The organism is Pseudoalteromonas sp. TAB23 (assembly GCF_000498075.1).
GTDB classification, from domain to species: Bacteria; Pseudomonadota; Gammaproteobacteria; order Enterobacterales; family Alteromonadaceae; genus Pseudoalteromonas; species Pseudoalteromonas arctica.
On sequence record NZ_AUTP01000127.1, the window covers coordinates 1 to 25016 of the forward strand.

The 25016-nt window shown below is 36.3% G+C and carries 19 protein-coding genes and 1 tRNA gene; 16 read left to right on the top strand and 4 right to left on the bottom strand.

From position 1 onward, the window contains the following. The 4 genes from L654_RS0104325 to L654_RS0104340 all read right to left on the bottom strand — a co-directional run. Positions 1–3037 (bottom strand): Ig-like domain-containing protein (locus tag L654_RS0104325; RefSeq protein ID WP_024607377.1); only part of this gene is annotated, 3037 nt, incomplete at its 3' end. A 39-nt stretch (positions 3038–3076) separates the two neighbouring features. Then, positions 3077–4198 carry a FecR family protein gene (locus tag L654_RS0104330; protein WP_024607378.1) on the bottom strand — a complete coding sequence of 374 codons (1122 nt, stop codon included), beginning with the start codon at positions 4196–4198 and terminating at the stop codon, positions 3077–3079. Between the two features lie 12 nt (positions 4199–4210). Then, the gene (locus L654_RS0104335) at positions 4211–5536 is read right to left on the bottom strand and encodes a surface lipoprotein assembly modifier (RefSeq protein ID WP_024607379.1); all 1326 of its coding nucleotides are present in this window, start codon (positions 5534–5536) and stop codon (positions 4211–4213) included. A gap of 481 nt (positions 5537–6017) precedes the next feature. Then, a tRNA-His gene (locus tag L654_RS0104340) sits at positions 6018–6093 on the bottom strand. Between the two features lie 287 nt (positions 6094–6380). Between L654_RS0104340 and L654_RS0104345 the strand changes: the two genes are divergently transcribed. From L654_RS0104345 to L654_RS0104420, 16 genes are all read left to right on the top strand, one after another. Further along, the gene (locus tag L654_RS0104345; RefSeq protein ID WP_024607380.1) at positions 6381–7199 is read left to right on the top strand and encodes a mechanosensitive ion channel domain-containing protein; all 819 of its coding nucleotides are present in this window, start codon (positions 6381–6383) and stop codon (positions 7197–7199) included. 180 nt (positions 7200–7379) lie between these two features. Then, entirely contained in the window at positions 7380–8162 is a 783-nt protein-coding gene (locus L654_RS0104350) for a DUF481 domain-containing protein (RefSeq protein WP_024597834.1), read from the top strand. Positions 8163–8284: 122 nt separating this feature from the next. Continuing rightward, entirely contained in the window at positions 8285–10963 is a 2679-nt protein-coding gene (locus tag L654_RS0104355; RefSeq protein WP_024607381.1) for an SLBB domain-containing protein, read from the top strand. Between the two features lie 107 nt (positions 10964–11070). After that, entirely contained in the window at positions 11071–12021 is a 951-nt protein-coding gene (locus tag L654_RS0104360) for a Wzz/FepE/Etk N-terminal domain-containing protein (protein ID WP_024607382.1), read from the top strand. A gap of 63 nt (positions 12022–12084) precedes the next feature. Continuing rightward, the gene (rfbB, locus tag L654_RS0104365) at positions 12085–13176 is read left to right on the top strand and encodes a dTDP-glucose 4,6-dehydratase (RefSeq protein WP_024607383.1); all 1092 of its coding nucleotides are present in this window, start codon (positions 12085–12087) and stop codon (positions 13174–13176) included. 1 nt (position 13177) lies between these two features. Next, complete coding sequence (rfbA, locus tag L654_RS0104370; protein ID WP_024607384.1) at positions 13178–14050, top strand: glucose-1-phosphate thymidylyltransferase RfbA; 873 nt, start codon at positions 13178–13180, stop codon at positions 14048–14050. Positions 14051–14070: 20 nt separating this feature from the next. After that, entirely contained in the window at positions 14071–14802 is a 732-nt protein-coding gene (gene phbB / locus L654_RS0104375; protein WP_024607385.1) for an acetoacetyl-CoA reductase, read from the top strand. A 7-nt stretch (positions 14803–14809) separates the two neighbouring features. Beyond that, positions 14810–15379 (top strand): acyltransferase, encoded by a 570-nt coding sequence (locus tag L654_RS0104380; protein ID WP_024607386.1) that lies wholly within the window; start codon positions 14810–14812, stop codon positions 15377–15379. After that, entirely contained in the window at positions 15366–16490 is a 1125-nt protein-coding gene (rffA, locus tag L654_RS0104385) for a dTDP-4-amino-4,6-dideoxygalactose transaminase (protein WP_024607387.1), read from the top strand. The genes L654_RS0104380 and rffA overlap by 14 nt, the downstream gene beginning before the upstream one ends. Then, positions 16487–17899, top strand: coding sequence for an oligosaccharide flippase family protein (locus tag L654_RS0104390; protein ID WP_024607388.1), 1413 nt, complete (start codon positions 16487–16489; stop codon positions 17897–17899). The genes rffA and L654_RS0104390 overlap by 4 nt, the downstream gene beginning before the upstream one ends. Before the next feature lie 3 nt (positions 17900–17902). Then, positions 17903–19174: a glycosyltransferase gene (locus tag L654_RS0104395; protein ID WP_024607389.1), complete on the top strand. Its 1272-nt coding sequence runs from the start codon at positions 17903–17905 to the stop codon at positions 19172–19174. 586 nt (positions 19175–19760) lie between these two features. Continuing rightward, on the top strand, positions 19761–20840 hold the full coding sequence (locus L654_RS0104400) for an EpsG family protein (RefSeq protein ID WP_024607390.1): 1080 nt from the start codon (positions 19761–19763) through the stop codon (positions 20838–20840). A 5-nt stretch (positions 20841–20845) separates the two neighbouring features. After that, complete coding sequence (locus L654_RS0104405; protein ID WP_024607391.1) at positions 20846–21967, top strand: glycosyltransferase; 1122 nt, start codon at positions 20846–20848, stop codon at positions 21965–21967. Next, entirely contained in the window at positions 21960–23249 is a 1290-nt protein-coding gene (locus L654_RS0104410) for a hypothetical protein (RefSeq protein WP_024607392.1), read from the top strand. The genes L654_RS0104405 and L654_RS0104410 overlap by 8 nt, the downstream gene beginning before the upstream one ends. Further along, entirely contained in the window at positions 23246–24076 is an 831-nt protein-coding gene (locus L654_RS0104415; RefSeq protein ID WP_024607393.1) for a glycosyltransferase, read from the top strand. The genes L654_RS0104410 and L654_RS0104415 overlap by 4 nt, the downstream gene beginning before the upstream one ends. Next, complete coding sequence (locus tag L654_RS0104420; RefSeq protein WP_029753492.1) at positions 24076–25011, top strand: SDR family oxidoreductase; 936 nt, start codon at positions 24076–24078, stop codon at positions 25009–25011. Before L654_RS0104415 ends, L654_RS0104420 begins: the two co-directional genes overlap by 1 nt. Positions 25012–25016: the final 5 nt, after the last annotated feature.

The following is a 25016-nucleotide window of genomic DNA, read 5'->3' on the forward strand; positions in this document are numbered from 1 at the left end:
CGGCTGCAGGTGTATATTGAATTTGATTGCCAACTACTGAGACCGAACCAATATCTGCCGAGGCTGCGCTGATCGTGAGGCTATCACCATCCACGTCTGAATCATTTGCTAATACGTTTATTAGTATTGGCGCAGCATCTTCAGCCATGGTAGCCAAGTCTGCGTTTGCAACTGGGGCATCGTTTACGGGAGTAATAGTAATAGTTAATGTTGTTGTACTTGAACCACCGCTGCTATCACTTACGGTATAAGTAACCGTTGCTAAACCGTTGCTGTTAGTCTCAGGAGTGTATTGAATTTGATTGCTTATCACTGAGACCGAGCCAGTATCTGCCGAGACAGCGCTGATCATGAGGCTATCACCATCCACGTCAGAGTCATTTGCTAATACGTTTATTAGTATTGGCGCAGCATCTTCATCCATTGTAGTTGAGTCAGCGTTTGCAATTGGAGTATCATTTATTGGTAGTATAGTAATTGTTAAGTTAGTCGTTGCAGTACCGCCGCTACCATCACTTATTGTGTAACTAATAATTGCAGTTCCATTTGTATTAGCAACAGGCGTGTATTGGATTTTATTATCAACAATAGATGCAGAACCTATATCTGCAGTAGCAGCTGTTATTGCAAGAATATCGCCATCAATATCGGAGTCGTTAGTTAATACGTTAACTAATACCGCAGGGGCATCTTCGTTCATCGTTACTGAATCAGCATTTGCAATAGGGGCATCATTAACGGGTGTGACTGTAATAGTCACACTAGCTGTTCTGTCGTTTATACCTTCATTACCAGCGCTATAGCCATCAGTAATGGTGTAAGTTAGTACTATCTCACCTGAAAAGTTGGCTGGTGGAGTAAACTCTATTTTTCCGGCAACAATAGTCGCCTCTCCAACAACATTTTCTACATTAGAAATAGAAATTGTATCGCCATCTTCATCTGTATCGTTAGCTAGCACATCTAATAGAGATGCAGAGCTGTCTTCATCTAACGTATATTGATCGTCATTGGCTTCTGGAAAAGTATTAACACCGCTTTCACTTAACGTTACTTGGGCTGTTGCGGTTAAGCCTTGCTCATTTGAAATTGAATAAGTAAAGCTATCTACACCAATAAAACCTAAGTCTGGCTGGTAAGTAAACGAGCCATCAACTTTTAATGTAAGCTCGCCATTTTGAGTCGTATTAATTGCTGTCGTATTAACTGATAAATCGCCAGCTTCAATATTAAAATCGTTAACTAGTAGGCCATTTTGCGTAGTTACTTCAAATAGTTTATTTTTACCAAATTGATAGGCATCATTTTGTGCGACAGGGTTATCAGGTTCACTGTTTATTATTAAAGTTACTGTCGCTGTAGAAGTCGCTCCTAAAGAGTCGATAGCTTGATATTGAAATTGATCAACACCATTAAAATTAGCATCTGGTATATAACTAAAACTGCCATCAATTGCTAATAATAGTTGGCCATGTGTTGGTGCTACAATAAATGTTTCATCAACTGAAAAACTGTCATTATTTGGGTCAGTATCGTTACTAAGCACACCATTGGCTGCTGTAACCACAAGTGTTTCATCTTCGCTTAAACTATAGCTATCATTTTTTGTTACAGGGGCTACGTTAGTGTTTGAACTTACAATGGTTACATTAGCAATAGCCTGAGCACCTTGTGCATCAACAACTCTATACTGAAAGCTGTCTTCACCTTGCATGTTTTGCTCGCCTTGGTATTCAAAGCCACCATTATCAAAAAGAGTTAATTGCCCTCTTGTCGGTTCGCTAACAGGCGTTGTATCAACAGTTAAGTTATCTAAGTCTATATCGCTATCGTTAATAAGTAAGCCAGGCGATAGGACAACTAAGGCTCCATTGTTTGTAATGTTATAAGTATTATCAAGCGCAATAGGGGCGTCATTAACAGCTAAAATAGTTATCTCTACAACTGCGGTGTCTGTCATGCCTAGCTCGTTAGCAACTTGATAGCTAAAGGCATCTTCACCATTAAAGTTTACAATAGGGATATAAGTAAAATCACCATTTTCATCTATATTAAGAGTGCCATGCTGCGGTAGAATTAATGCATCAGCATTTACACGTAAATCGCCACTGTATTGATTCGTATCATTTGTTAATACGTTGCCTTGTAGAGTTTGATCTTCATTTATCTGAAACTGATCGGCATTAGCTTCTGGCGCAAATGCAAGCTCTCCACCCACTGGTGCTATGTTTATTGTATTAGCAAAGCCACTTTCACCACTGCCATCAACACCGGTAATAAGTACTTGATAACTTTTATCTGTCAATGACTCGGTAATGTTTAATGTAGTATCTTGAATACTTAAAAATTGTTGCCCGTTTTCTAATTCATTAATATTAGTAGATGAGACACCCGCTTGAGTTGCAATATAAACATTATAACGATTAAGTTCGGGGTTAGCTTGCCACGAAATACTAATATTATCTTCGTCTCGCTGAGCTGTAACCCCTTCAATTTGATATGGTTGCCAGTTAAAAGTAATTGCATCAGCAAGGACTTGGTTATCTAAAGTGTCAGTTATCCATATTTCTAGGCGTATTTCACCTGAAGTTACGCCATAAAGCGCAGGGCTGAGGCCTATAATTGATTTTTCGTAGTCAAAGCCACAATCAGAAGAACAAAGTGATATGCTTTTATTGACACTAGGGAGTACTAAATTAACTTCAGCAATGCCATCAGTATCCGAAGCTTCAAGTAAAAAAGAAACGTTGCCTTGCACAGTTTCGTTTGTTTGTGAAAAAACAATATTAGCGCGTGTATTAGCTACGCTTGATCCAACAACACCTCTACTTGAAGTGACAGCACCTAAAACTTTTGTATTCTTGGTTTGATTGCTCGCTATAACACCAGCCAAATTTATATAGCTAGTCATCGTTGGCGGTACTACTTCAGCCGTAGGTGATTGTATAGTCTCTTGAGCAGGGCTTTCTTCTGAGCCTCCACAGGCACTTAACAAAAACACCATAGAACCAAGCAAAAATATATTTTTTGCTGTCATTTTAAATACTCCATAATAAAAGCTTTGTATCCAATGTGTTTATGGTTCTAATTTAAAAGAACCGCTAGCATTTACATCAGGATTATTTATTTCGTTAAGATTAAAGTTGCCAGTAATATTGTCTAAGTCATTCAAAAATATTGCATCAACATCGCCCTCGGCTTTATTGTTGCCATGGGATGCAAATGTAACGGCTAGGTCAAGTTCGCTTAAATTTATTAAACCGCTGTAAGCCGCATACCAATTTCCGCCGGCGTCATTAAAACTAATTTCGCCATCAGGTACCGTACCATTATCAAAATCAACAGCCATAGTCATAGCAAAGTCAGTAACAGCACCCACACTCGAATTTACATTAAAGCTTGATACTTCATAGTTAAATACACCTTGGCGCTGAGCTATTTGATCGACTAAAGATGCGCTGCTAACTGTTTGAAATTGTTGTTCAGAATATATATCCATAGTATCTGTATCTGCTTCAAAAGCATTTACTTCAACTTCAGTTACAGATGCTTGTTCAGTCTCTTCTTCGTTGTCATCTTTAGGGTCGATCGTTACTATATTTTGATCAAACACACGTGCCGCACGCGTCGTTTTTAATACTTCACCAGAGGCTGTAATTTGTGCAAACGAAAATGCCTCGTTATCACCCAAAGAAACCACGCTATTATTTTCTAAAGTTAAATCTATTGCGCCATCCCATACAGCTAAAAACACATTGCCTTCAACGAGCTGAACTTCAAAATGTGTTCCACGTATACCAATAGAGCCAACGGGGGTTTTTACATTATAAGAGCCGCCATTTTTTTTAATCACACCCGAAATAGAGCGTAAACCACCTTTAAGTAACTCAATAGAAGCAGAACCTTGTTGGGTATTATCATCAAATTCGTAGTTAGCAATATTTAGTTCTGAATTTTCTTTTAAAGCGATTAAACCACCATCCGACATTGAAAATTGCGCTTTGCTTTTCTCTCCGGTCGTAATGCGATCTACACCAAAAACGGTATCTTTGCGCTGCAACTGCCGTTGTTGTTCAGAGCTTCCATCAACCGCTAGTACAGAGCCTCGCGCTAAAATAGTTTTACCAGCAGGATCATTTGCTTGTGTATAAAAACTTACACAAAGTAAAGTGGTAATTACAGGGAGTAAATGTTTCATAAATACCTTAAATTAAAATGAGTAAGAAGCGCTTAAATTGATATCTAAACGGTCATATTCGAATAAAGAAATATTACTGGATTTATCTTGATAGTTGGCAGCCAACTGTATGGCTAAATCGCGATTAACTAAGTAGCGAACAGAAGTTGAGAACATAAGAAGGTTATCGGCACGTTCTTGTAAAAATAAAGGGTGATCATCTTTATAATTAATCCATTGGTATCCAGCAAGAGACAACAACTGCCAATATTGAGCTAGTTGAGTGTTTGCTTGGTAGTACAAGCTAGTAATATTTCGGCTATTAAATTCACCTTCAGTAATATCGGCTTCTTCATTTTTAGCGTTAACACTTAAACTTTGAAACCATTGCTTAGTTGCATAGCTAGCTCCTGCGTTTATTGCATAAAACGAATTATTGAGCTTTTCATCAAATCTATTGTTTAAAACCCCCGCAGTCGCAGAGCTAAATAAATTAACTTGTTTATTCAACTTATAACTAGCACCTGCTGTTAAAGCTGATTCAGTACGATAAAGATCGCCATCAAGCATTAATGGAGTCGTCGATACTTGTGCAAACCAACTTATGTCATTTTGTTTATATTGATAGGCAGCATTAATATGCGCATTTATACGATCGTATTGGCTGAGTTCTGCAAACTTGTACCACCCGGTATTAACGCTCAAAGTGATTAAACTTTTTTGATCTATGGGGTGAGAGTACTTTCCTCTGTAATTTAGTCGCGCATAGTTGTCTTGCGTACTTTTACTTTCTGACGATAATAAAAATTCACCAATATTAGGAATTATAATCGTATTTTCTGCCGTACCTGCATTTACGTTGCCATCAACGCCAAGTGCAAGCTCAATATTTTGCTTATAAGAACGCCCAGCTTCTTGCTTTTTAAGTGTGGTTGTATCAAGTAACGACTGTGCCGAAGATTTTATGTTATTAGGTGTGTTAGGTGAGTTAATCAGTATTAAAGCTTGAGTATCGGCAGCAGGTAAATTATTAACGGTTAAATAAGCACGAACTAAGTACAAGCGAGCTTCATACCATCTAGGGTTGTTTTCAAGCACGCGTTCAAAAGCAAATACAGCAGGTGCCGCATTTCCTGTTTTAAGCGCAGAAACCCCAAGTAAAAAATCATAAACAGGCTCACCTAAGTATTGAAATTCACTGTTACTTTTTTCGTAAGCCTGAGTATATTTCTTTTCAGAAACTAATTTTTGCAGTTCAATCAATAGATTATCATATTCATCATTGCTTTGAGCCAATGAGCTAAAACTTATTAAGGCCAAATAACTACATAGTAAATTTCTTAAAAGCTGTTTAATCATGCTTAATTTTATATCCCATAGGAAGTTTGATGTTTTGTAATAAAGTGATGTTATACCAATCTGCTTATATGTGGGGTCTATTTAACGTTAAGAAAATCACGCTAAAACTAGGCGAAATTTTTGTATCTAGTTGTTCTAAATAAAAAATTTTTAACAACGTTTTAGTGTAATTTAATTTGTTAAGTTGCTCAAATATTTATGCAGGTTGGTATTAGTACTAGAAATCTAGCACTTTTTGTACTTAAGTACAGCCAATGTAATCACATTAGTTAAATAAATGTTATTTAATTGCAGGCTAAATACTTGCTTAATAAATCTTCAAGTTAAACTAATTAAAGGGGAGAGGTTGCTGATAAACTAATTTAGCTTAAAATATTAATTAATTTGGGTAACAAAGCTTGGGTATGCTGTATAGAATATTAAAAAATATAATTTAGGGGAATTATTAAAATATAAATAAGGGTATTACTAGGAGAAAAAGTGGGGCGATTGACGGGGCTTGAACCCGCGACAACCGGAATCACAATCCGGGGCTCTACCAACTGAGCTACAACCGCCACTACACACACCTTGTTTGGTGTGGCGCGCATAATACATAAAATAATAAATGTTGTGAAGCCCAAAAGTGAAATAAATTAAAATAATTTAAACCATGCAAATGTAATCAGCGTTGGGCAACTAATATTTATCCATACCAGAGGATATATTTGGCACAGAATTACCTCTAAAAAATCGAATGAAGTTATGTTTTAATAGTATTAATTCATTATTTCATGAGAATAAATTGTAAATTAATGTATAATAATGCTCGGAAAACGCTTAATAAAAAACATTTGGAGTAAATATGGATTCAGTACTTAATTGGCTTAACGAAAACTCAGGCCTAATCTTACATTATGGTATTCAAGCTGTTGTTGCGCTTGTTATCTTTTTAATTGGTAGTCGTGTTGCTAAGTTTTGTTCTAACTTAACTGAAAAAGGTTTTGCTAAGAAGAAAGTAGATAAGGCAGTTGGATCTTTTGTTGCTAGCATCGTGTTCACTCTTGTGTTCGCAGTAACCATATTAATGGCACTTTCGCAAATTGGCATTGAAACAACTTCGTTCATCGCTATTTTAGGTGCTGCAGGCTTAGCTGTTGGCTTAGCATTACAAGGTTCACTATCTAATTTTGCATCAGGCGTGCTAATTATTTTACTTCGTCCGTTTAAATCTGGTGACTTTGTAGAAGCTGGTAGTAAAATGGGTACTGTTAAGAAAATCGAAATATTTTCAACTGAGCTTCGTACTCCAGACAATAAAGTAATCATCGTACCAAACTCTCAAATAATGTCTGGTGCTATTACTAACTTCTCGCGAGAGTCTACTCGACGTATCGATTTAGTTATTGGTGTTGGTTACGATGCTGATTTACGCCAAGCAAAAGAAGTACTAAAATCTGTATTAGATGCAGAAACACGCATACTTAAAGACCCAGCTTATACAGTAGCTGTATCTGAGCTAGGTGATTCTAGCGTAAACTTTGTTGTTCGCCCTTGGGTTAACGCTGCAGACTACTGGCCTACCTACTGGTTATTAATGGAAAATATTAAAATTGCATTAGATGATGCAGATATTGCCATCCCATTTCCACAAATGGATGTTCATTTACACAAGCAAGACTAATTTTAAATACCTATTAAATTAAGGTTCTTCTTAATTGTTGTAGCAGTAAAATTGCTTATAAAATTTTCATGTGGATTTTCTGCATGAAAATTTTTAATTTAATTAATAAGCTATTTAGCTTGCTCTAACAAGTAACGCTTTAATAAAATAGATATACATTTATACAAAGGTTATTTTTTAATGAAATTAAAGCTTTTATCAGTTTTAGTTGCAGCATCTGCTGCAACAAATGCATTCGCTGCAGACGCAGATCAAAAAACGTGGGAAGTTACCAGTGAACTTGGTGCTATTATCACTAGTGGTAATACCGAAACAACCACACTTAAAGGTGGTATCAAGGTACAACACAACCTTGAAAACTGGAACAACGAATACAAGCTAGACGGCATCTACAAAGAAGATGAAGTTGAAGATGCTGATGGCGACAAAAATAAGCAGCGCACTAACGAAAAGTACTCAATTTCTGCTCAAGGCAATTACAAATTAAATGAAGATCATTCTCATTTATTCATTTATGGTTCACACGTTTCAGATTATTTTGGAGCATATAGAAGTGAGTCGGTAATTTCTGCTGGTTACGGTCTACGTTTATTAAACGAAAAAACAATGTGGTTAAGTGCTGAAGTTGGTCCTGGTTATAAATATTTTGAATACCCAGATGACAGCACTGAAATAGATGATAACGGTAACTCTCTTGCTGGCGAGTTTGAAGGCGAAGTAATTGCCTTAGGTAAATTAGATTACAACTGGCAAATTTCTGAAAGTGCCCGTTTTACCCAATTAGTTGCTGTAGAATACGGTGATACAAACACTAAAACTCGTTCAGAAACTGCATTGCTTGCAAAAATAAACGGCTCGCTACAAATGAAAGTCGCTTTTAATGTTACCAACAACTCAGACGTTGCTGATGATAAAGAAAGTACAGATACTGAAACGTCATTCACGTTGGTTTACAGTTTTTAACCAATGTAACTAAGTTAATGACACTAAAGTGACAAAAGGGGCGAAAGTCCCTTTTTTATTTGCTCAAAATTAATGTATTATAGCCACCAATTTTGGTTGTAGACCTAGGGATATACCTACTCGTGAAAGTTTTTACACAATTTATTAGTGCTTTTATTCTACTTTGTAGTTTTAGTACTTTGGCTTTTACGCCAACAGCTTCTCAAATTGAGCAATTCAAAAAGCTGCCAAAAGCTCAGCAAGAAGCCCTAGCAAAACAATACGGTGTCGATGTATCAACGATCACTGGTACAAATCAATCTAGTAATCAAAATAATACAGAGCAGAAAAGCACTGTTGGCGAGCGCGCAGAGCCAGAGAAAGAGCAGCTAACAAATGAAGAGCGGTTCAAACCAAAAGCAGACGAATTAAAACCATATGGTTACGAGCTGTTTGCAGGTGAACCAACTACATTCATGCCGAGTGAAAATGCTGCAGTACCAGATACCTATATTGTAGGCCCTGGCGATCAGTTAAAAATCAACTTTTATGGCAAAGAAAGTGACAGCTTTGAAGTCATAGTTGACCGTGAAGGACGTATTAGTATCCCTGATCTAAGCCCTGTAGAAGTGGCTGGTTTAACCTTTGCAGAAATTAAAGAGCTTGTTAAAGTAAAAGTAGAGCAAGAGGTAATAGGTGTAAAAGCTTTTGTATCGCTTGGTCAACTTCGTAGCATGCGTATTTTAGTGCTAGGTGAGGCCTACAAGCCAGGTAGCTACAGTGTTTCTTCATTAACAACTGTGTCGCATGCATTATTTGTAAGCGGTGGTGTATCAGATATTGCTTCTCTTCGTAACATTCAAGTTAAACGAGCTGGTAACGTAGTTGCAAATTTTGACCTTTACGACTTACTTATTAATGGCGATAGCAGTAATGATATTGTATTGAAATCGGGCGATGCTGTATTTATTCCATCGGTTGGTGCTCAAGTAAGAGTTGAAGGGGCAGTAAAACGCCCAGCTATATTTGAACTTAAAAAAGGCGAGTCGGCCAAGCAGTTATTAGCAATGGCCGGAGGTCTTAAACCAAATGCCTATGCCAAAAGTGCAATTGTAGAGCGCTTTAACTTCGATCGTAAAGAAGTACTCTCGGTAGATTTTTCAAAATCACAAATTAACTATATTCCACAAGATGGCGACCGTATTCGCTTTAATTCAGTTAGCTCGCAATATCAAAATTCGGTTAGCCTAATTGGTGCAGTAGCACGCCCAGGCAATTATCAATGGCACCAAGGTAAGCGTATTTCTGATGTACTTAAATCAGTACGTGGTGACTTACTACCGCAAGCAGATTTAAGCTATGGACTCGTAATCCGCGAAATAAATATAAACGGCGATATAGAAGCACATCAATTTGATGTTGCTCAAGCTATTATTAAAAACCCTGAAAATAACTTACAACTTAAAGCTAATGACAAAATAGTTGTATTTAGCCGTTTTGAAGAAAAAGAAGTAGAACAATCAGCTCTAGCAAATATGGCTCTTAGCCAAGAGCAACAAGAGCAGCAACAAAAAGCAGAGCAATGGCATAAGTTTGAGCAAAAAGAATTCGAAAAATACATTGGTGTTAATCAAGAAGGTGAAGAGCTTGTTCTTGAAGACAATAAAATACTAACAATTGCTGAAATTTCTAAACGTAAAGCAAAAGAAGAAGCAGAGCAAGAGCTCAAATCTGAAGATTATGCATTATTTAGTCGCCATAACTTGTTAGCGCCAATTATTGCTAAATTTAAACAGCAAGCATCAGTGCAACAAGCTATGCAATTAGTTGAAATCAGCGGGAATGTAACTTTCCCTGGTATTTATCCACTAATGATTGGTGGTGAAGTAAGTGATTTAATAACTGCAGCCGGTGGCCTGTTAGAGTCTGCCTACGTAAAACAAGCTGAAATTACACGTATTGTAGCCAGTGATGGTTCTAAAATAGAACACTTACGATTTGACCTTGAAAGCGCCATGAAAGGCGACCTTCAAAGTAATATTACATTACAAAGTAAAGACAGCATCAACGTTTTTGCAATTCCAAATTGGCAAGAAAATGTAAAAGTAGAATTAAAAGGCGAGCTTAAATTCCCAGGTACGTACACTATACGCCGTGGTGAAACGTTAACGGAATTACTTGAACGCGCGGGTGGTTTTTCACAATTTGCAGAGCAAAAAGCAGCTGTGTTTACCCGTACATCAATTAAAGAACAGGAACAAAAACAACTAGCGCGTTTATCCACAGAGCTTCGCCGCGACATTGCCTCGAAGAGTTTTCAAAACTCGGTAAGCAGTAACACACTTTCTTATGAAGAAATGAACAAGTTGTTAGACGACCTCGCAAGTGTTGAAGCTGTAGGACGTTTAGTAATTGATTTACCTTTAATTGTAAATAATCAACAAAACTTAGTATTGCAAGATGGCGATACACTTTATGTACCAAGTAAGCGCGATTCAATCAGCGTAATTGGTGAAGTTAACTACTCAACATCACATCTTTATAAATCAGGTGTTAGTGTTGACGATTATATAGCGCTAAGTGGTGGCCTTAAAGAGCGTGCGGCTGAAGATCGAATTTACATTATTAAAGCCAATGGTTCAGTGAAAATACCAAATACAGGTGGATGGTTTGCAGCAAACAATGCTGATCAGTTAGAACCTGGCGACACAATAGTAATACCAATGAATGCAGATCATATGGATCGACTCACACTTTGGAGCACAGCAACTCAGATCCTTTATCAGCTTGGTGTAGCAGTTGCCGCTATTAGTGGTATTTAATAACAATGCGCGGCTTTACGCCGTGCATTGTTTATAGGCGGGATTTTACATCGCGCATTTATTTGTAGCTGAGGCTCTACGCCGCGCAGAATGAACATGAGATTTACATGGAAAATAGTATAAATAACCCAAAACAAGCAAGAGAGCAAATCATCGCTAATGACGAAATTGATCTTCGTGAACTATTTACCGTTATTTGGCAGGGTAAATGGATCATTATCGTAATTACGGCATTATTTGCCGTAGCATCAGTTGCTTATGCCATTACTCAGCCTGATATTTATAAGTCTGAAGCATTACTTGCACCAGCGCAGCAGGATGATACTGGTGGCTTAGGTGCATTAACAGGCCAGTTTGGCGGACTAGCTAGTTTAGCAGGGGTAAATTTAGGTGGAAGCTCCAGTAATAAAGCCCAGTTAGCTATAGAGATATTAAAATCGAGACAATTTACTAAAGACTTTATTCAAAAACATAGCATACTGCCCGATTTAATGGCTGTTAAAGCTTGGAATAGTGAAATTAACATAATTACTTATGATGAAGAGCTTTATATTGTAGAGCAAAATAAATGGGTGCGCGAAGTTGATGCTCCATTCAAACCAAAACCTTCTATGCAAGAAGCTTATATAGAATTTAGTGAAATCCTTACCGTCAAACCTGAGGAAGAAACTGGTATGGTAATAATTGCTATAGAGCATAAGTCTCCTTATATAGCTCAGCAATGGGTAAATTGGTTAATAGAAGATATAAATCAGACTATGAAGCAGCGAGACGTTTTAGAAGCTAACAAAAGTACTGAGTTTTTAACAAAACAAATACAGCTGACTAAAATTTCCGACATACGTGCTGTGTTATATAACTTAGTAGAAGAACAAACAAAAACTATTATGTTTGCTAATGTGCGTGATGAATATGTATTTAAGACAGTTGACCCAGCTATAGTGCCTGAGAAAAAATCAGGCCCTAAGCGTGCATTAATATGTATTTTAAGTGTTTTTTTTGGTGCTTTCTTGGGGGTAGTACTCGTACTTATAAAGCGAGCTGTACAAAAAGATTAAACTGTCGCAGGTAGTATTACTTACCTAAAAGTTATAAATTAAATTTTAAATTTAAGGATTAGCGTGAAAATTATTGTTACCGGTGGCGCAGGCTTTATAGGCTCTGCTGTAATTCGCCATATTATAGAAAACACTAATGATTCAGTTATTAATATCGATAAATTAACTTATGCTGGTAATTTAGAATCATTAAATTCTATTGTAAATAATGAGCGTTATAAATTTGAACAAGTTGATATTTGTGACCGTGTAGCCCTAGATCGTGTGTTTGCCGAGCACAAGCCAGATGCTTTAATGCATTTAGCTGCAGAGAGTCATGTTGATCGCTCAATTACAGGCCCCGCTGAATTCATTGAAACTAATATTGTAGGAACTTACACTTTATTAGAAGCTGCTCGCGAGTACTGGAACTCACTCATAGATAGCGCAAAGCTCGCTTTTAGGTTTCATCATATATCTACTGATGAAGTGTATGGTGACTTACCGCATCCTGATGAGCAAGGGAGTAAAGCGCTACCTCTGTTTACTGAGCAAACATCTTATGCACCAAGCAGTCCTTATTCAGCAAGTAAGGCATCTAGCGATCACTTAGTTCGTGCATGGCTACGTACTTATGGCTTTCCTACAATTGTAACCAATTGCTCAAATAACTATGGGCCATATCATTTCCCTGAAAAATTAATACCATTAGTAATACTTAATGCCCTCGAAGGTAAAAAGCTACCGATTTATGGAAAAGGTGACCAGATTAGAGATTGGTTATTTGTTGAGGACCATGCTCGAGCTTTATATAAGGTAGTAACTGAAGGTAAAATTGGTGAAACATATAATATTGGTGGTCATAACGAAAAGCAAAACATTGAAGTCGTGCAGACTATTTGTAGTATTTTAGATGATTTAGTGCCTAAGGATTCTCCGTACTCAGAACTGATAACGTACGTGGCAGATCGCCCAGGTCACGATAGACGTTATGCTATTGATTCATCAAAAATGAGTGCAGAGCTAAACTGGACACCGGTTGAAACCTTTGAAACAGGCCTACGTAAAACTGTTCAATGGTATTTAGATAATCAAACATGGTGTCAAAATGTACAAGATGGTTCATACCAGCGTGAGCGTCTGGGCGAAATAAACATGACAGCTAAAGGAAATTAGCATGAAAGGAATTATCCTTGCCGGAGGCTCCGGTACACGCCTTTATCCTATTACTATGGGTGTATCCAAGCAGTTACTCCCAATTTATGATAAGCCAATGATTTACTATCCGCTTTCTGTGTTGATGTTAGCGGGAATACGTGAAATCTTAATTATTACTACACCTGAAGATCAAGAATCATTTAAACGATTATTAGGTGATGGCTCACGCTTTGGCGTTGAGCTTAATTACACGATACAACCAAGCCCTGATGGTTTGGCTCAAGCGTTTATTTTAGGTGAAGAGTTTATTGGCTCTGACGACGTTTGTTTATTGCTAGGCGATAATATTTTTTATGGGCAAGGGTTTTCACCTAAGTTAAAGCATGCGGTTGAGAATGCTAAGAACGGACTAGGGGCGACTGTATTTGGCTATCAAGTAAAGGATCCGGAACGTTTTGGTGTTGTTGAATTTGATGAGAACCAAAAGGCTATTTCCATTGAAGAAAAGCCAGCTAAACCAAAGTCTGATTTAGCAGTAACCGGTTTATATTTTTACGATAATTCAGTTGTAGAAATAGCAAAACAAGTTAAGCCCTCGCATAGAGGTGAGCTAGAGATAACGTGCTTAAATGAAATTTATTTAAAGCAAAATAAGCTCAATGTTGAAATACTTGGTCGCGGCTTTGCTTGGCTTGATACTGGCACGCATGAAAGCTTACTTGAAGCGGCTCAATTTGTAGAAACAATTGAAAAGCGACAAGGCTATAAAATAGCTTGCCTCGAAGAAATTGCATTAAATTATGGCTGGTTAACAAAGCAAGAAGTTTTAAGACTAGCTAAGCCACTAGAAAAAAATAGTTACGGGCAGTATCTAAAAAGTATTGCCAGCTGAAATTATAAAGTGAGTTAGTTATGAAAAAAATAGCTGTAGTAACTGGTGCTACAAGAGGTATTGGTTTAGCTATATCCCAGAAGCTAAGCCAGGATGGTTTTTTTATTGTTGGTATATCAAGGGCTGATAATCAAGAAGCAAACGATTCTTGGGTAAATTCTCTATCAAATGATTGTCGCTTATTTAAGTGCGACGTCACAAGTTTATTAGCTGTTGAAGAGATGATTGCTAAAATTAGTGAGCTTGAAGGTTCAGTTCATTTACTTGTAAATAATGCAGGTATTACAAGTGATAGTTTTTTTCATAAAATGTCATTGGAAAGTTGGAAAAGTGTAATCGATACTAATCTAAATTCATTATTCTATATTACACAACCAATATATAAAATGATGAAAGAGAACGGCGGTGGAAAAATAATTAACATTTCATCTGTTAATGGTCAAAAGGGTCAGGCAGGTCAAGTAAATTATTCATCTTCGAAGTCTGGCGTCCATGGATTTACAATGGCATTAGCGCAAGAAGGCGCTAGAAGTAATATTTTAGTTAATACAATATCTCCGGGTTATACAAACACCGAAATGATGAAGAATATTAGAGTTGAGATATTGCAAGGCATAAAAGACAACATTCCACTAGGGCGACTGGCTGAGCCAAAAGAAATTGCTAATGTAGCTTCATTTCTTGCGAGTGATTGTTGCTCATACATTACAGGTGCGAATATTCCTGTAAATGGCGGCTTATTCATAGGGTAATTATAAAATGGCATATTTAACAGATATTGAATTACAAAGTGTTGGCTTTAAAGCGCTTGGTAAGAATGTCAAAATTAGCGACAAAGCTGCAATATATAATCCAGATCAAGTTGAGATTGGTAACAACAGCCGAATTGATGATTTTTGTGTTATTTCAGGTAACGTAAAAATAGGTCGATATGTCCATATAGCACCATTTTGTCTAGTTGCTGGCGGTGAGAAAGGTATTCAAATGGATGACTTTTCAGGTTTAGCTTATCAAGTACAAGTATTCAGTCAGTCGGATGATTACTCTGGTCGAACTTTAACAAACCCTACAATACCGACTAAATATAAAAAAGAGACGAAAAAACATGTGCATTTAGCTAAGCATGTAATTGTCGGTGCTGGATCAATTGTTTTTCCAGGAGTAAAGCTTGCAGAGGGCTGCTCTGTAGGTGCCATGTCTCTAGTTAACAAAACTACTGAGCCTTGGGGGATTTACGTTGGAAATCCAGCAAAGCGTGTAAAAGAAAGAAAGAAAAATTTACTTGAACTAGAAATTGAATTTTTAAGAGATAACAATGGTTCCTTTTAATATACCTCCTAAAGTAGGTACAGAATTAGCGTATATCGAGCAAGCGATTGCATCAGACAAGTTATGCGGCGATGGTTATTTCTCTAAAAAATGCGAAAAATGGTTTGAAGACAGCTTCAACACAACAAAAGCATTACTAACTCCCTCATGTACAGCATCGTTAGAGCTAGCCGCTATTCTGATTGATATTCAGCCTGGTGATGAAGTTATAATGCCCTCATACACATTTGTATCTACAGCGAATGCGTTTGTATTACGTGGTGCAAAAATTATATTTGTTGACGTTCGCCCGGACACAATGAATATTGATGAAACACTCATTGAAGCTGCTATTACGGCTAACACAAAAGCAATAGTGCCAGTACATTACGCAGGTGTAGCTTGTGAAATGGATACAATATTTGCTATCGCAGAAAAACATGATTTGTGGGTAGTAGAAGATGCAGCACAAGGCGTAATGTCTACCTATAAAGGTAAAGCACTAGGAACTCTAGGTCATATAGGCTGTTATAGCTTTCATGAAACTAAAAACTACTCATCGGGTGGTGAAGGTGGGGCTATTTTAATTAATGACCCTAAGTTAGTTGAACGAGCTGAGATTATACGTGAGAAAGGAACAAACCGTAGCCAGTTCCTACATGGTATTGTCGATAAATACACATGGCAAGACATAGGCTCGAGCTTTTTACCAAGCGAGTTACAAGCTGCATATTTATATGCTCAACTTGAAGCAGCAGACACGATAAATAATTTCCGTTTATCAATATGGGAAGGTTATTACAATAAACTTAGCCTAAAACTAAAGGCTGAACAGCTACCTCATATTCCGGATTCATTAACGCATAACGCGCATATGTTTTATATAAAATTGAGCTCAAATGAAGAGCGAAATGAATTTATAAGCCATATGAAAAAATGCAACATTACTACGCCGTTTCACTACATACCCTTACACTCAAGCCCAGCAGGAAAGCAGTTTGGTGTGTTTTTAGGTTGTGATAATTACACAACGGTTGAAAGTTCAAAGTTAGTTCGTTTACCTCTTTATTATGGCATGACAAATGAGGACCTAGACACGGTTGTAAAAATAGCTTTGGAGTTTTTTGTTTGAAGGCAAAAACAATATTACAATTCTCTATAGGGCCCATAGGTGCCGCTTTATTAAGTTTAGTTACCCTACCATTTGTGGCATGGTTTTTTTCGGTAGAAGATGTTGGTCGCTTAACCATGCTGCAAGTTGTGCTAAGCCTATCAGTATCATTGTTTAGCTTAGCTATGCATCAAGCTTATGTACGTGAATATCATGAAGAGGATGATAAGCAAGCCTTATTTAAAGCTTGTGTTATCCCAGGCTTGGCAGCTTTACTTCTAGTGAGTGGTATTATAATTATACTGCCATTTTCAATGTCCAAACTGCTATTTGGGATTGACTCAGCTTTACTTACTTTTCTGTTGTTGGTAGGAGTCTTAGCTAGTTTTTTTATTAACTTTTTAGTGCATGTTGTAAGGATGCAAGAACGTGGTTTAGTCTTTTCAGCAACTCAATTAGCTCCAAAATTATTTTTATTTATATTTATTAGTTTAATAATGATATTGAACTTAAAAGCTGATTTTGAAACATTGATGTTAATGAATATTCTCGCTGTTTTTTCATCATTGCTGGTTTTTTTATGCTTGACTAAAGATACTTGGCTGCCAGCTCTTAAGAAAAGTATAAATGTTGTGCTTTTAAAAGAAATGCTTCATTTTAGTCTTCCATTAGTTGCAGGTGGAATAGCATATTGGGGGCTGACAACAATGGACCGGTTTTTTTTACGAAGTTTATCCGGCTTTGATCAATTAGGTGTTTACGCATTAGCAGCTTCAATTGCTGGTTCAGTATCTGTTGTATCTAGTATTTTTTCTAACCTTTGGCATCCAATTTTATATAAGTGGGCTAAGAGCGAGGTGGATCAAAAAAAAGTGCAACGTGTAATTGATAATATGATTATTCTGGTAGCGTTCATATGGTCTTTAGCTGGGGTTGGCTCCTTTCTAGTACCTTGGTTTTTACCACCGCAGTACCAAGCTATTGAATATTTACTTGTAGCTTGTATAGCGATGCCGTTATTTTATATGTTAAGTGAAACAACAGGTGTTGGTATTGGTATAACTCGACGCTCAAAGTATTCAATGTATGCTTCACTTTCAGCGTTTTTGGTTAATTTTTTGCTGAACTTCTTGTTAATTCCGAACTTTGGCGCAGCTGGAGCTGCATTAGCTACGGTATTAGCATTTTTTGTTTTTTTTACTTTTAAAACAGAAGCTAGTATGAGCTTATGGCGTAAAATACCACGATTAAAAATGTATATGATCATACTTTCGTATGTTGTTGCTACATCTATAATGGTGCTAACAAGTGCTAGCTTAGAATATTTCTATTTGATATGGGTTGTTTTATTCACTTTTACTTGCTTACTTTATGTTAGTAGAGTTTTTGAGAATGTAATAATATTAAAAAACTTAATAATAAAAAGGTAGTCAATGTTATTTATTTATGGAGCCCTAACTGTAGGTGGGATCGAGACTTTTTTCGTAAGAATGGCAAAAGAGCGATTTAAAAATAACCTACATACATCTATTTTGCTGCTATCGAAACCCGAACTAAGTAATGCCGAGTTGCTATCTGAAATGAAAAAATACGCTAATGTGATTTTTCCAAAGGATATTTTTCATGGCCCAGCACTTTTATGCCGTCGCTTACCACTATTATGTCAAGTGGATGAAGAAAGGCTTGTAGCTAATTTAAAATCGATTGATCAAATTCATGTCTATCATGGTATGCATGCTTTACTTGGTTACAGGTTAGCTCAAAAATTAAAAAAAACCATTCCAGTCACAGTTGGCTTTTATCATTATATTAAGTACCTGTGGGGCGGTGATAATGTTGCTTGGCATGAAAAGTTAAACAGGAAATTCATATTTAAATATCTTCCAGAGGAATCATTGTCTTTCTTCTCAGAAGGTAATAGAGAGCTGTATATTAAGCATAAAAAACAGAAGTTTGAGAAATCAAATACATTTAGACTAGGTGTTATAGATAAAAAGATAATAACACTATCTGGTGATATAGTAGCTCCTGTTAAAATTGCAGCTGTTGGGCGATTGGTTGAATTCAAAACCTATAATTTTTATATGATTGATGTGATAAAAGAATTGAGACTCAAAGGTGTTGATATACAGTTCGATATATATGGAAGTGGGCAATTAAAGCATCAAATTCAAGAAAAAATAAATAAAGCTAATTTACAAGATCGCATTGCTTTAAAAGGCACCTTAGATTATTCAAGTTTTGATTCAACTGTATCGAACTATGATTTATTTATCGGTAGTGGTACTGCGATTATCCAAGCATCATCATTAGGCGTCCCTAGTATAGTTGGTGTAGAAAACATGATAGAGCCGAATACTTATGGATATTTCTGTGACGTTTGGCAACATGAGTACAATTTAAAAGGGCTAAATTTACCACTACTTAAGATTGAAGATATTATTAATGAATTTATTAGTATGGAAAAAGATAAAAGGGTAGAGTTAAAGGATAAACATCTCGATAGTATTGATATGTTTACAAATGAAAGCTGCCAAAATTCAATGGACGTATTGAAACACATTGAAATGCCTTTAGATGACTTTAAATTTAATAAATACTTTTACGAGTTATCTAGAATTTTTGACTGGTTCAACATAAAGTACAATAGCAAGCATCCGAGAAGAACCCAGTTTGAAGACTATAGAAATATTAATGAAGATTGATTAGCAATAATGGTTTAACTCTTCGTTAAGGTTTTTGCCTTGACTCATCTAATAATAGTTGTACTTGAGAGTTCGTATTTTTAAACTAAATAAACGTGAAAGGGTATAAGCCTTACACTTTAAGAGGAATTATATGAAAGCTATAGTTTGGTTTAAGAAAGGCAGGACTTTAGCTAATTTTTCTTTAATAGCTTAACTACCCATGCCTCCAATGAATTTACTCATATAGGCTTTAAACTTTTCTACATGGGAGATTTAATAAATTATTAGCAAAAACTTTTATTAGGCGTTGTCTATTAAGTGTTAATAGACATTGTTTGGTAAATGAGCTGAAGCTGATAGCTTAGGGAATATAAATTAGGGTTTGATAATTATTAGTGAAAGGCTGGATATAAGCAGCGTTGATTAATATGTACAGGAAAAATAATTTTACTTATTGGCTTTGGTTAGTAGAGAAGCAGTTATACTGCAAATGCTACTTCGAAACGGTAAATTTAACTAAAAGGCCTGAGATTCTCCGTAATTTTTCTCTTAGATTTAACCTTTCGAATGTAACTGAATATTATGTTCCCATTTTGAGTTTTTTATGATTTTTTATATCGTTTTTTTTGTTTTTGTTCTGCTTTCACTTTTATCAATCGACAGGCATTCAAAAGAGTCTTATCTCTATCTCGTTACATTACTTTTTTTTACATTTTTAGTTGGGTCAAGGTATGCTTCTACAGATTATTTTCAGTATCAGTACATATATGAAAACATAACCGATATTTCGAAACTAGGTCTATTTATATATCCAGTTTCTCTAACAACGCCAATTGAGTCTGGTTTTGCATTATTTGCTCTATTTATTAAAGCTGTAGGCGGAGATTTCTTCCTATTTATTTTTGCTTTTTCTTCTATTTCTATTTATCTGAAATTTAGAGCTTTTCGCAAGTTATCGCCTTTTTTTTTAGTAAGTATTTTAGTTTATATTTCAGATGAATATTTTTTTAAGGATATGGGGCAAATTAGAAACTCTATGGCCTCCGGTATATTACTTTATTCTTTTTATTGTATTTATCACGGGTGGTTTTTCCGACACATAGCAGTGGTTTTTTTAGCTGGTATGTTTCATAGTTTCGCATTTATAGCACTTTTTCTTTACTTTGTAAGATATTTTAAGTCCAGAACTGTCATGACTTTAATTGCCATTGTGTCTTTTATCATCGCGGCTTTAGGCGGTGTTGGTATGATGATCCCTGAAGTAGCCAGCGGATTTGGTTTAGAAAATACATCAAGAATAATCAAGTACACAAATAGTGAGTATGCTGAGGGTAAAAGCGTGCTAAGTGGGACGGTTTTATTTCATGTTTTTTGGTGCTTTTTTTACATTAAGTATTACCACCTACTGAAAAATAAATGGTCATATAATGATATTCTTATTCCTATTTATGTATATGGTACTTGTATTATGCTGGTATTAATTGATTTTGGTATAGTATCAGCAAGGGTTAGAGAAATGATTTGCTTACCGGCAAATGCGGTTTTGCTCCCCTCATTTTTGCTTCTTTTTAAAGGGCAAGATAAAATCCTCGGTTATTTAGCAATTTCTGGTTATTGCTTATTGTATTTCTTAGCATTGATGAGTGACTTCTCTTATAACTATCAGTTATTTTTTTTACGGTGAATAGATTGAAAATTCTTTATTTGGTATCAACATTACAAAAAGCAGGCCCTACATCTCAGCTTTACTATATTATTAGTAACCTCCCTGCGAATATAACGCCAGTACTCGTAACACTTTCACAAGAGCCTGCTCAAAGTAGGTTAAATGACTTTAAGGCGTTGGGTATTAAACATTATCAACTTAATCTGTCACGGTTAGAGGGGGTGTTTTTAGCCAAAGGCAAAGTGAAGAATATAATTGAAAAAGAGCTACCTGACGTAATCCACTCACAAGGTCTTCGTGGTGATGTGCTTGCATCCAAGTTCACAGATGAAGTGCCTGTCTTGTGTACTATACGAAACTTTCCCCAATTAGATTTTCCAATGACATATGGCCGTGTTATCGGCAGTATTATGGCTTACCAGCAAATCCGAGCACTGCGAAAAGTATCACAAGTATGCTGCGTATCTGATGCCGTAAAAGATAATCTTGAAAAAACTTACAATATAAATGATGCTGTTACAGCACTTAATGGGGTTGATACACTAAATTTTTACCCTGCTGATTCAAAACAAAAATCGTCTCTTCGAAAAACATACGGTATTAACGAAAATAGTAATGTGTGGATATCATCTTTGGGCAAAGATAATAGAAAAAACTCAGTAACTGTTGCGGCTGCTTTTAAGCTATTTTTAACCGAATATCCTGACGATACGTTGATTTTTATTGGTGATGGACAGCAAAGAGGTGAGTGCCAAAAAATTGCCGCTGAGAGTTCACAGTTTAAATTTTTTGGTAAAGTAAGTAACGTATCTGATTACTTACGAATGGCAGATTATTTCATATCTGCTTCTCGTGCTGAAGGTATGCCTAATGCCGTGCTTGAGGCGATGTCATGCGGGTTACCATCTGTTTTGTCAGATATAGAACCACATCAAGAAATTTATGCTTTGAATCCAAATGGATGTGTAACGTTCAAAACAGAAAGTGACATTGATTTATATAGTAAGCTCGTAGAGCTGGTAAAGTTCGACAGGCAATGCATGGCTGACGCTACGACCGCCGTTGTAAACCAGCATTTTAGTAGTAGTACAATGTCAAAGAAATATCAACAAGCTTACCATGAAGTGGTAAACAGTAATGGGTGATCCTGAATTGAGAAATAAATTAAGTACTGCACATATTGCGACTTTCGCAAAACATATGCTTTGCCCTTATAGTGTATTGTACCCAAATCAAAATACCGAGCTATCAGAGCAGGGCTTGAAAGATTTTACTAAGTACCCTTATCGTATGCTATCTGATTCCTATGAAGCTGATAGTGATGCTAGTGAAGACATTTTGCTTGATGAAATTACAAAGTCATTAAAAAATGTTGATAGTTGTAAACGTCCTTTATTGTTATTGAGCGATGGAAAAGACTCAATGGGCCTTGCTTTAGGCTACTCACACCTAGGGATGAAAATTGATACTCTAACTTTTTTAAGGCGCGATGACAGCGAACTAAAAGACTATATTACAAATATTTGTAATAAACTTGGTCACACTGCACACTTTGTAGAAGTAGACAAAATTATAACTAGCTTTGATAAAAGTATTTTTCTTTCAGCTTGTGAAAATATGAATACTCCGGTTTTAGATCAAGGTTTTTTATTCTTTTTATTTGGCTTGCGAACTTTCTTTGATAACCCTAACTTTGACCCTAGCGACTATGTCATAATTGATGGTCTCGGAAATGATGAAACATTCGGGTACTTGCCATCAGAACATCAGATTCGCTCATTTAAGTTGGCAAAAATGGGTATTTGGAAGATGCTCCCTAAATCTTGTCACAGTTTAAAATGGTACTTACGCTCACCAGCTGAGTCTCATGGTGATTTGTCAGCACTTGCGTGTTTTTTTCCAATTGGTTCAAGCTATGACCTTAATAAGTATTTTTCAAAAATAGAAGCCAAAACACAAGAGTTATCTTTTATAGATTTTAGAGCTTTTTCACGTGGTGCTTTTCATGATCACCAGTGTATGATGGGGAAAACGGTTGCATCTACAAAGCACTTAGGTGCGGATGTAAACTTCCCTTGGCTTGCATCAAGCTTAGCTAAATATGTGTTTAATCTTCCTAAAAATAAAAAATTTAATTTTAATTCCTTAACAAATAAAGTCTTACTTAGAGAGTTACTAGAAAATAAGCTAGGTTGGCACCAGCAAAAAAGAGGTGTGGACTTATATTTCGATTTGGATCTAGATTCATTTAAAATTAACGTATTAGATAAGATTATTCCCGAGAAGATTACGAAAATAATAAAGAGCAATAAACTATTGCCTAGCTACGTTAAGCAGCGAGCATATTTAGAGCTGCTAAATTTATATGGTTTCTGTATCGCTCAAGGCATGGCGAGCTCTGATATTGAGGATATATTGTTAAAATGACACCATTTTCAGTATTAGTTTCAGTTTATGCTAAAGAAAAACCTAACTGGCTAGCTGAGTCATTAGATAGCATACTTGTTAAGCAAAGTGTGTTGCCTAGCGAAGTTGTATTGGTTGTTGATGGCCCCATAACTGATGAGCTGGAAGCTGTTATATTAAAGTATAAATCTCAATATAGTGAAACTTTTGTTGTTCATCATTTATCTTCAAACTATGGGTTAGGCTATGCATTAAATGAAGGTTTAAAAATATGTAAGTATGACTTAATAGCAAGAATGGATGCTGATGATATTGCTCAGCCAAACCGTTTTAAGGTGCAACTGGCTTTTATGCAAGACAACCCGATCGTTGATATTTTAGGCAGTTCTGCCGAGGATATTAATGAAAATGGTGAATCTATAGCGGTGAGGTCTGTACCCTCAGAACACGATGACATATACAAGCTTATGTGGACCTGCCCACTTATTCATCCATCTGTTATATTTAAAAAGAATGTTGTGCTTAATGCAGGTTCTTACACAAAAAATCTGAAACGGCGACAGGATTATGAGTTGTGGTTTCGTTGCGCTCAACAAGGTGCACATTTTGCAAACATTTGTGAGCCTTTAATTCGCTATCGAATTACAGATAATACCTACGCTAGAAATAGTTTAAAAGTAGCATGGCAACAAGCAATGATTGGTTATAAAGGTTGTAGAGCTTTATCTTTAGGTTTAAAAGCACACATTGGTGTTTTTTACCCTGTTTTTAAAGCATTACTGCCATTGAAAGCTAGAAAAGTGCTAGAGGGATTGATTAAAAATTTCGATCCTAGGGGGAAACATTAATGTCAGTTGAGCGTATTTTATTAACAGGAGCTAATGGTTTTGTAGGCGGGCAGCTTTTAACAGAGCTCAATGATAACGAAGTTATTATTTTAGGTAGAACTCCTTTGTTACATAGTCAGCATAAGTTTTTTAAAAGCGAACTTAGTGATAGCGCAGACTATACAATAGCTCTCAATGGAGTTACTCATGTTGTTCACTGCGCTGCCAGAGTACACGTTATGAAAGACCCATCTTCTGATCCACTTTCTGAGTTTTGTGCTGTAAATACCCACGCTACGTTAAATTTAGCGCGTCAGGCCGCAGAGGCAGGCGTAAAGCGATTCATTTTTTTAAGTTCTATCAAAGTCAATGGTGAGTCTACATCAAACGGTCTGCCTTTTTCTGTGTTTGATAAGCGTTTGCCCGCAGATCCTTATGGTGTTTCCAAAGCAGAAGCGGAGCAAAGTCTAATTAAACTTGGTGAAACTACGGGGATGGAAATTGTAATTATTCGCCCACCATTAGTTTATGGAGAAGGCGTAAAGGCAAACTTTGCCTCACTTATGCGTTTTATAGGAAAAGGTTTTCCATTACCTTTTAGATCGATTAAAGGCAACAAACGTAGTCTAGTGTCAGTATATAATCTAGTTGATCTGCTTAAAATATGTATAGAACACCCAAAAGCTGCGAATCAGATATTTTTAGCGAGCGATGATAATGATTTGTCAACAGCTGAAATGGCAGCTCTAATGGCAAAAGTACAAAATAGAGAAAACCTTGCTTTGCCAATACCTGTTTGGTGCTTTAAATTAGTGGGTAAGTTGCTTAATAAAAGTGATATGGTCGATAGACTTATAGGCTCATTGCAATTAGATATCACGCATACGAAAGAGACACTTAATTGGAAGCCGCCATACTCAGTTGAGCATGGTTTTAGGCTTGCGGCTAAAAAATAATTAAT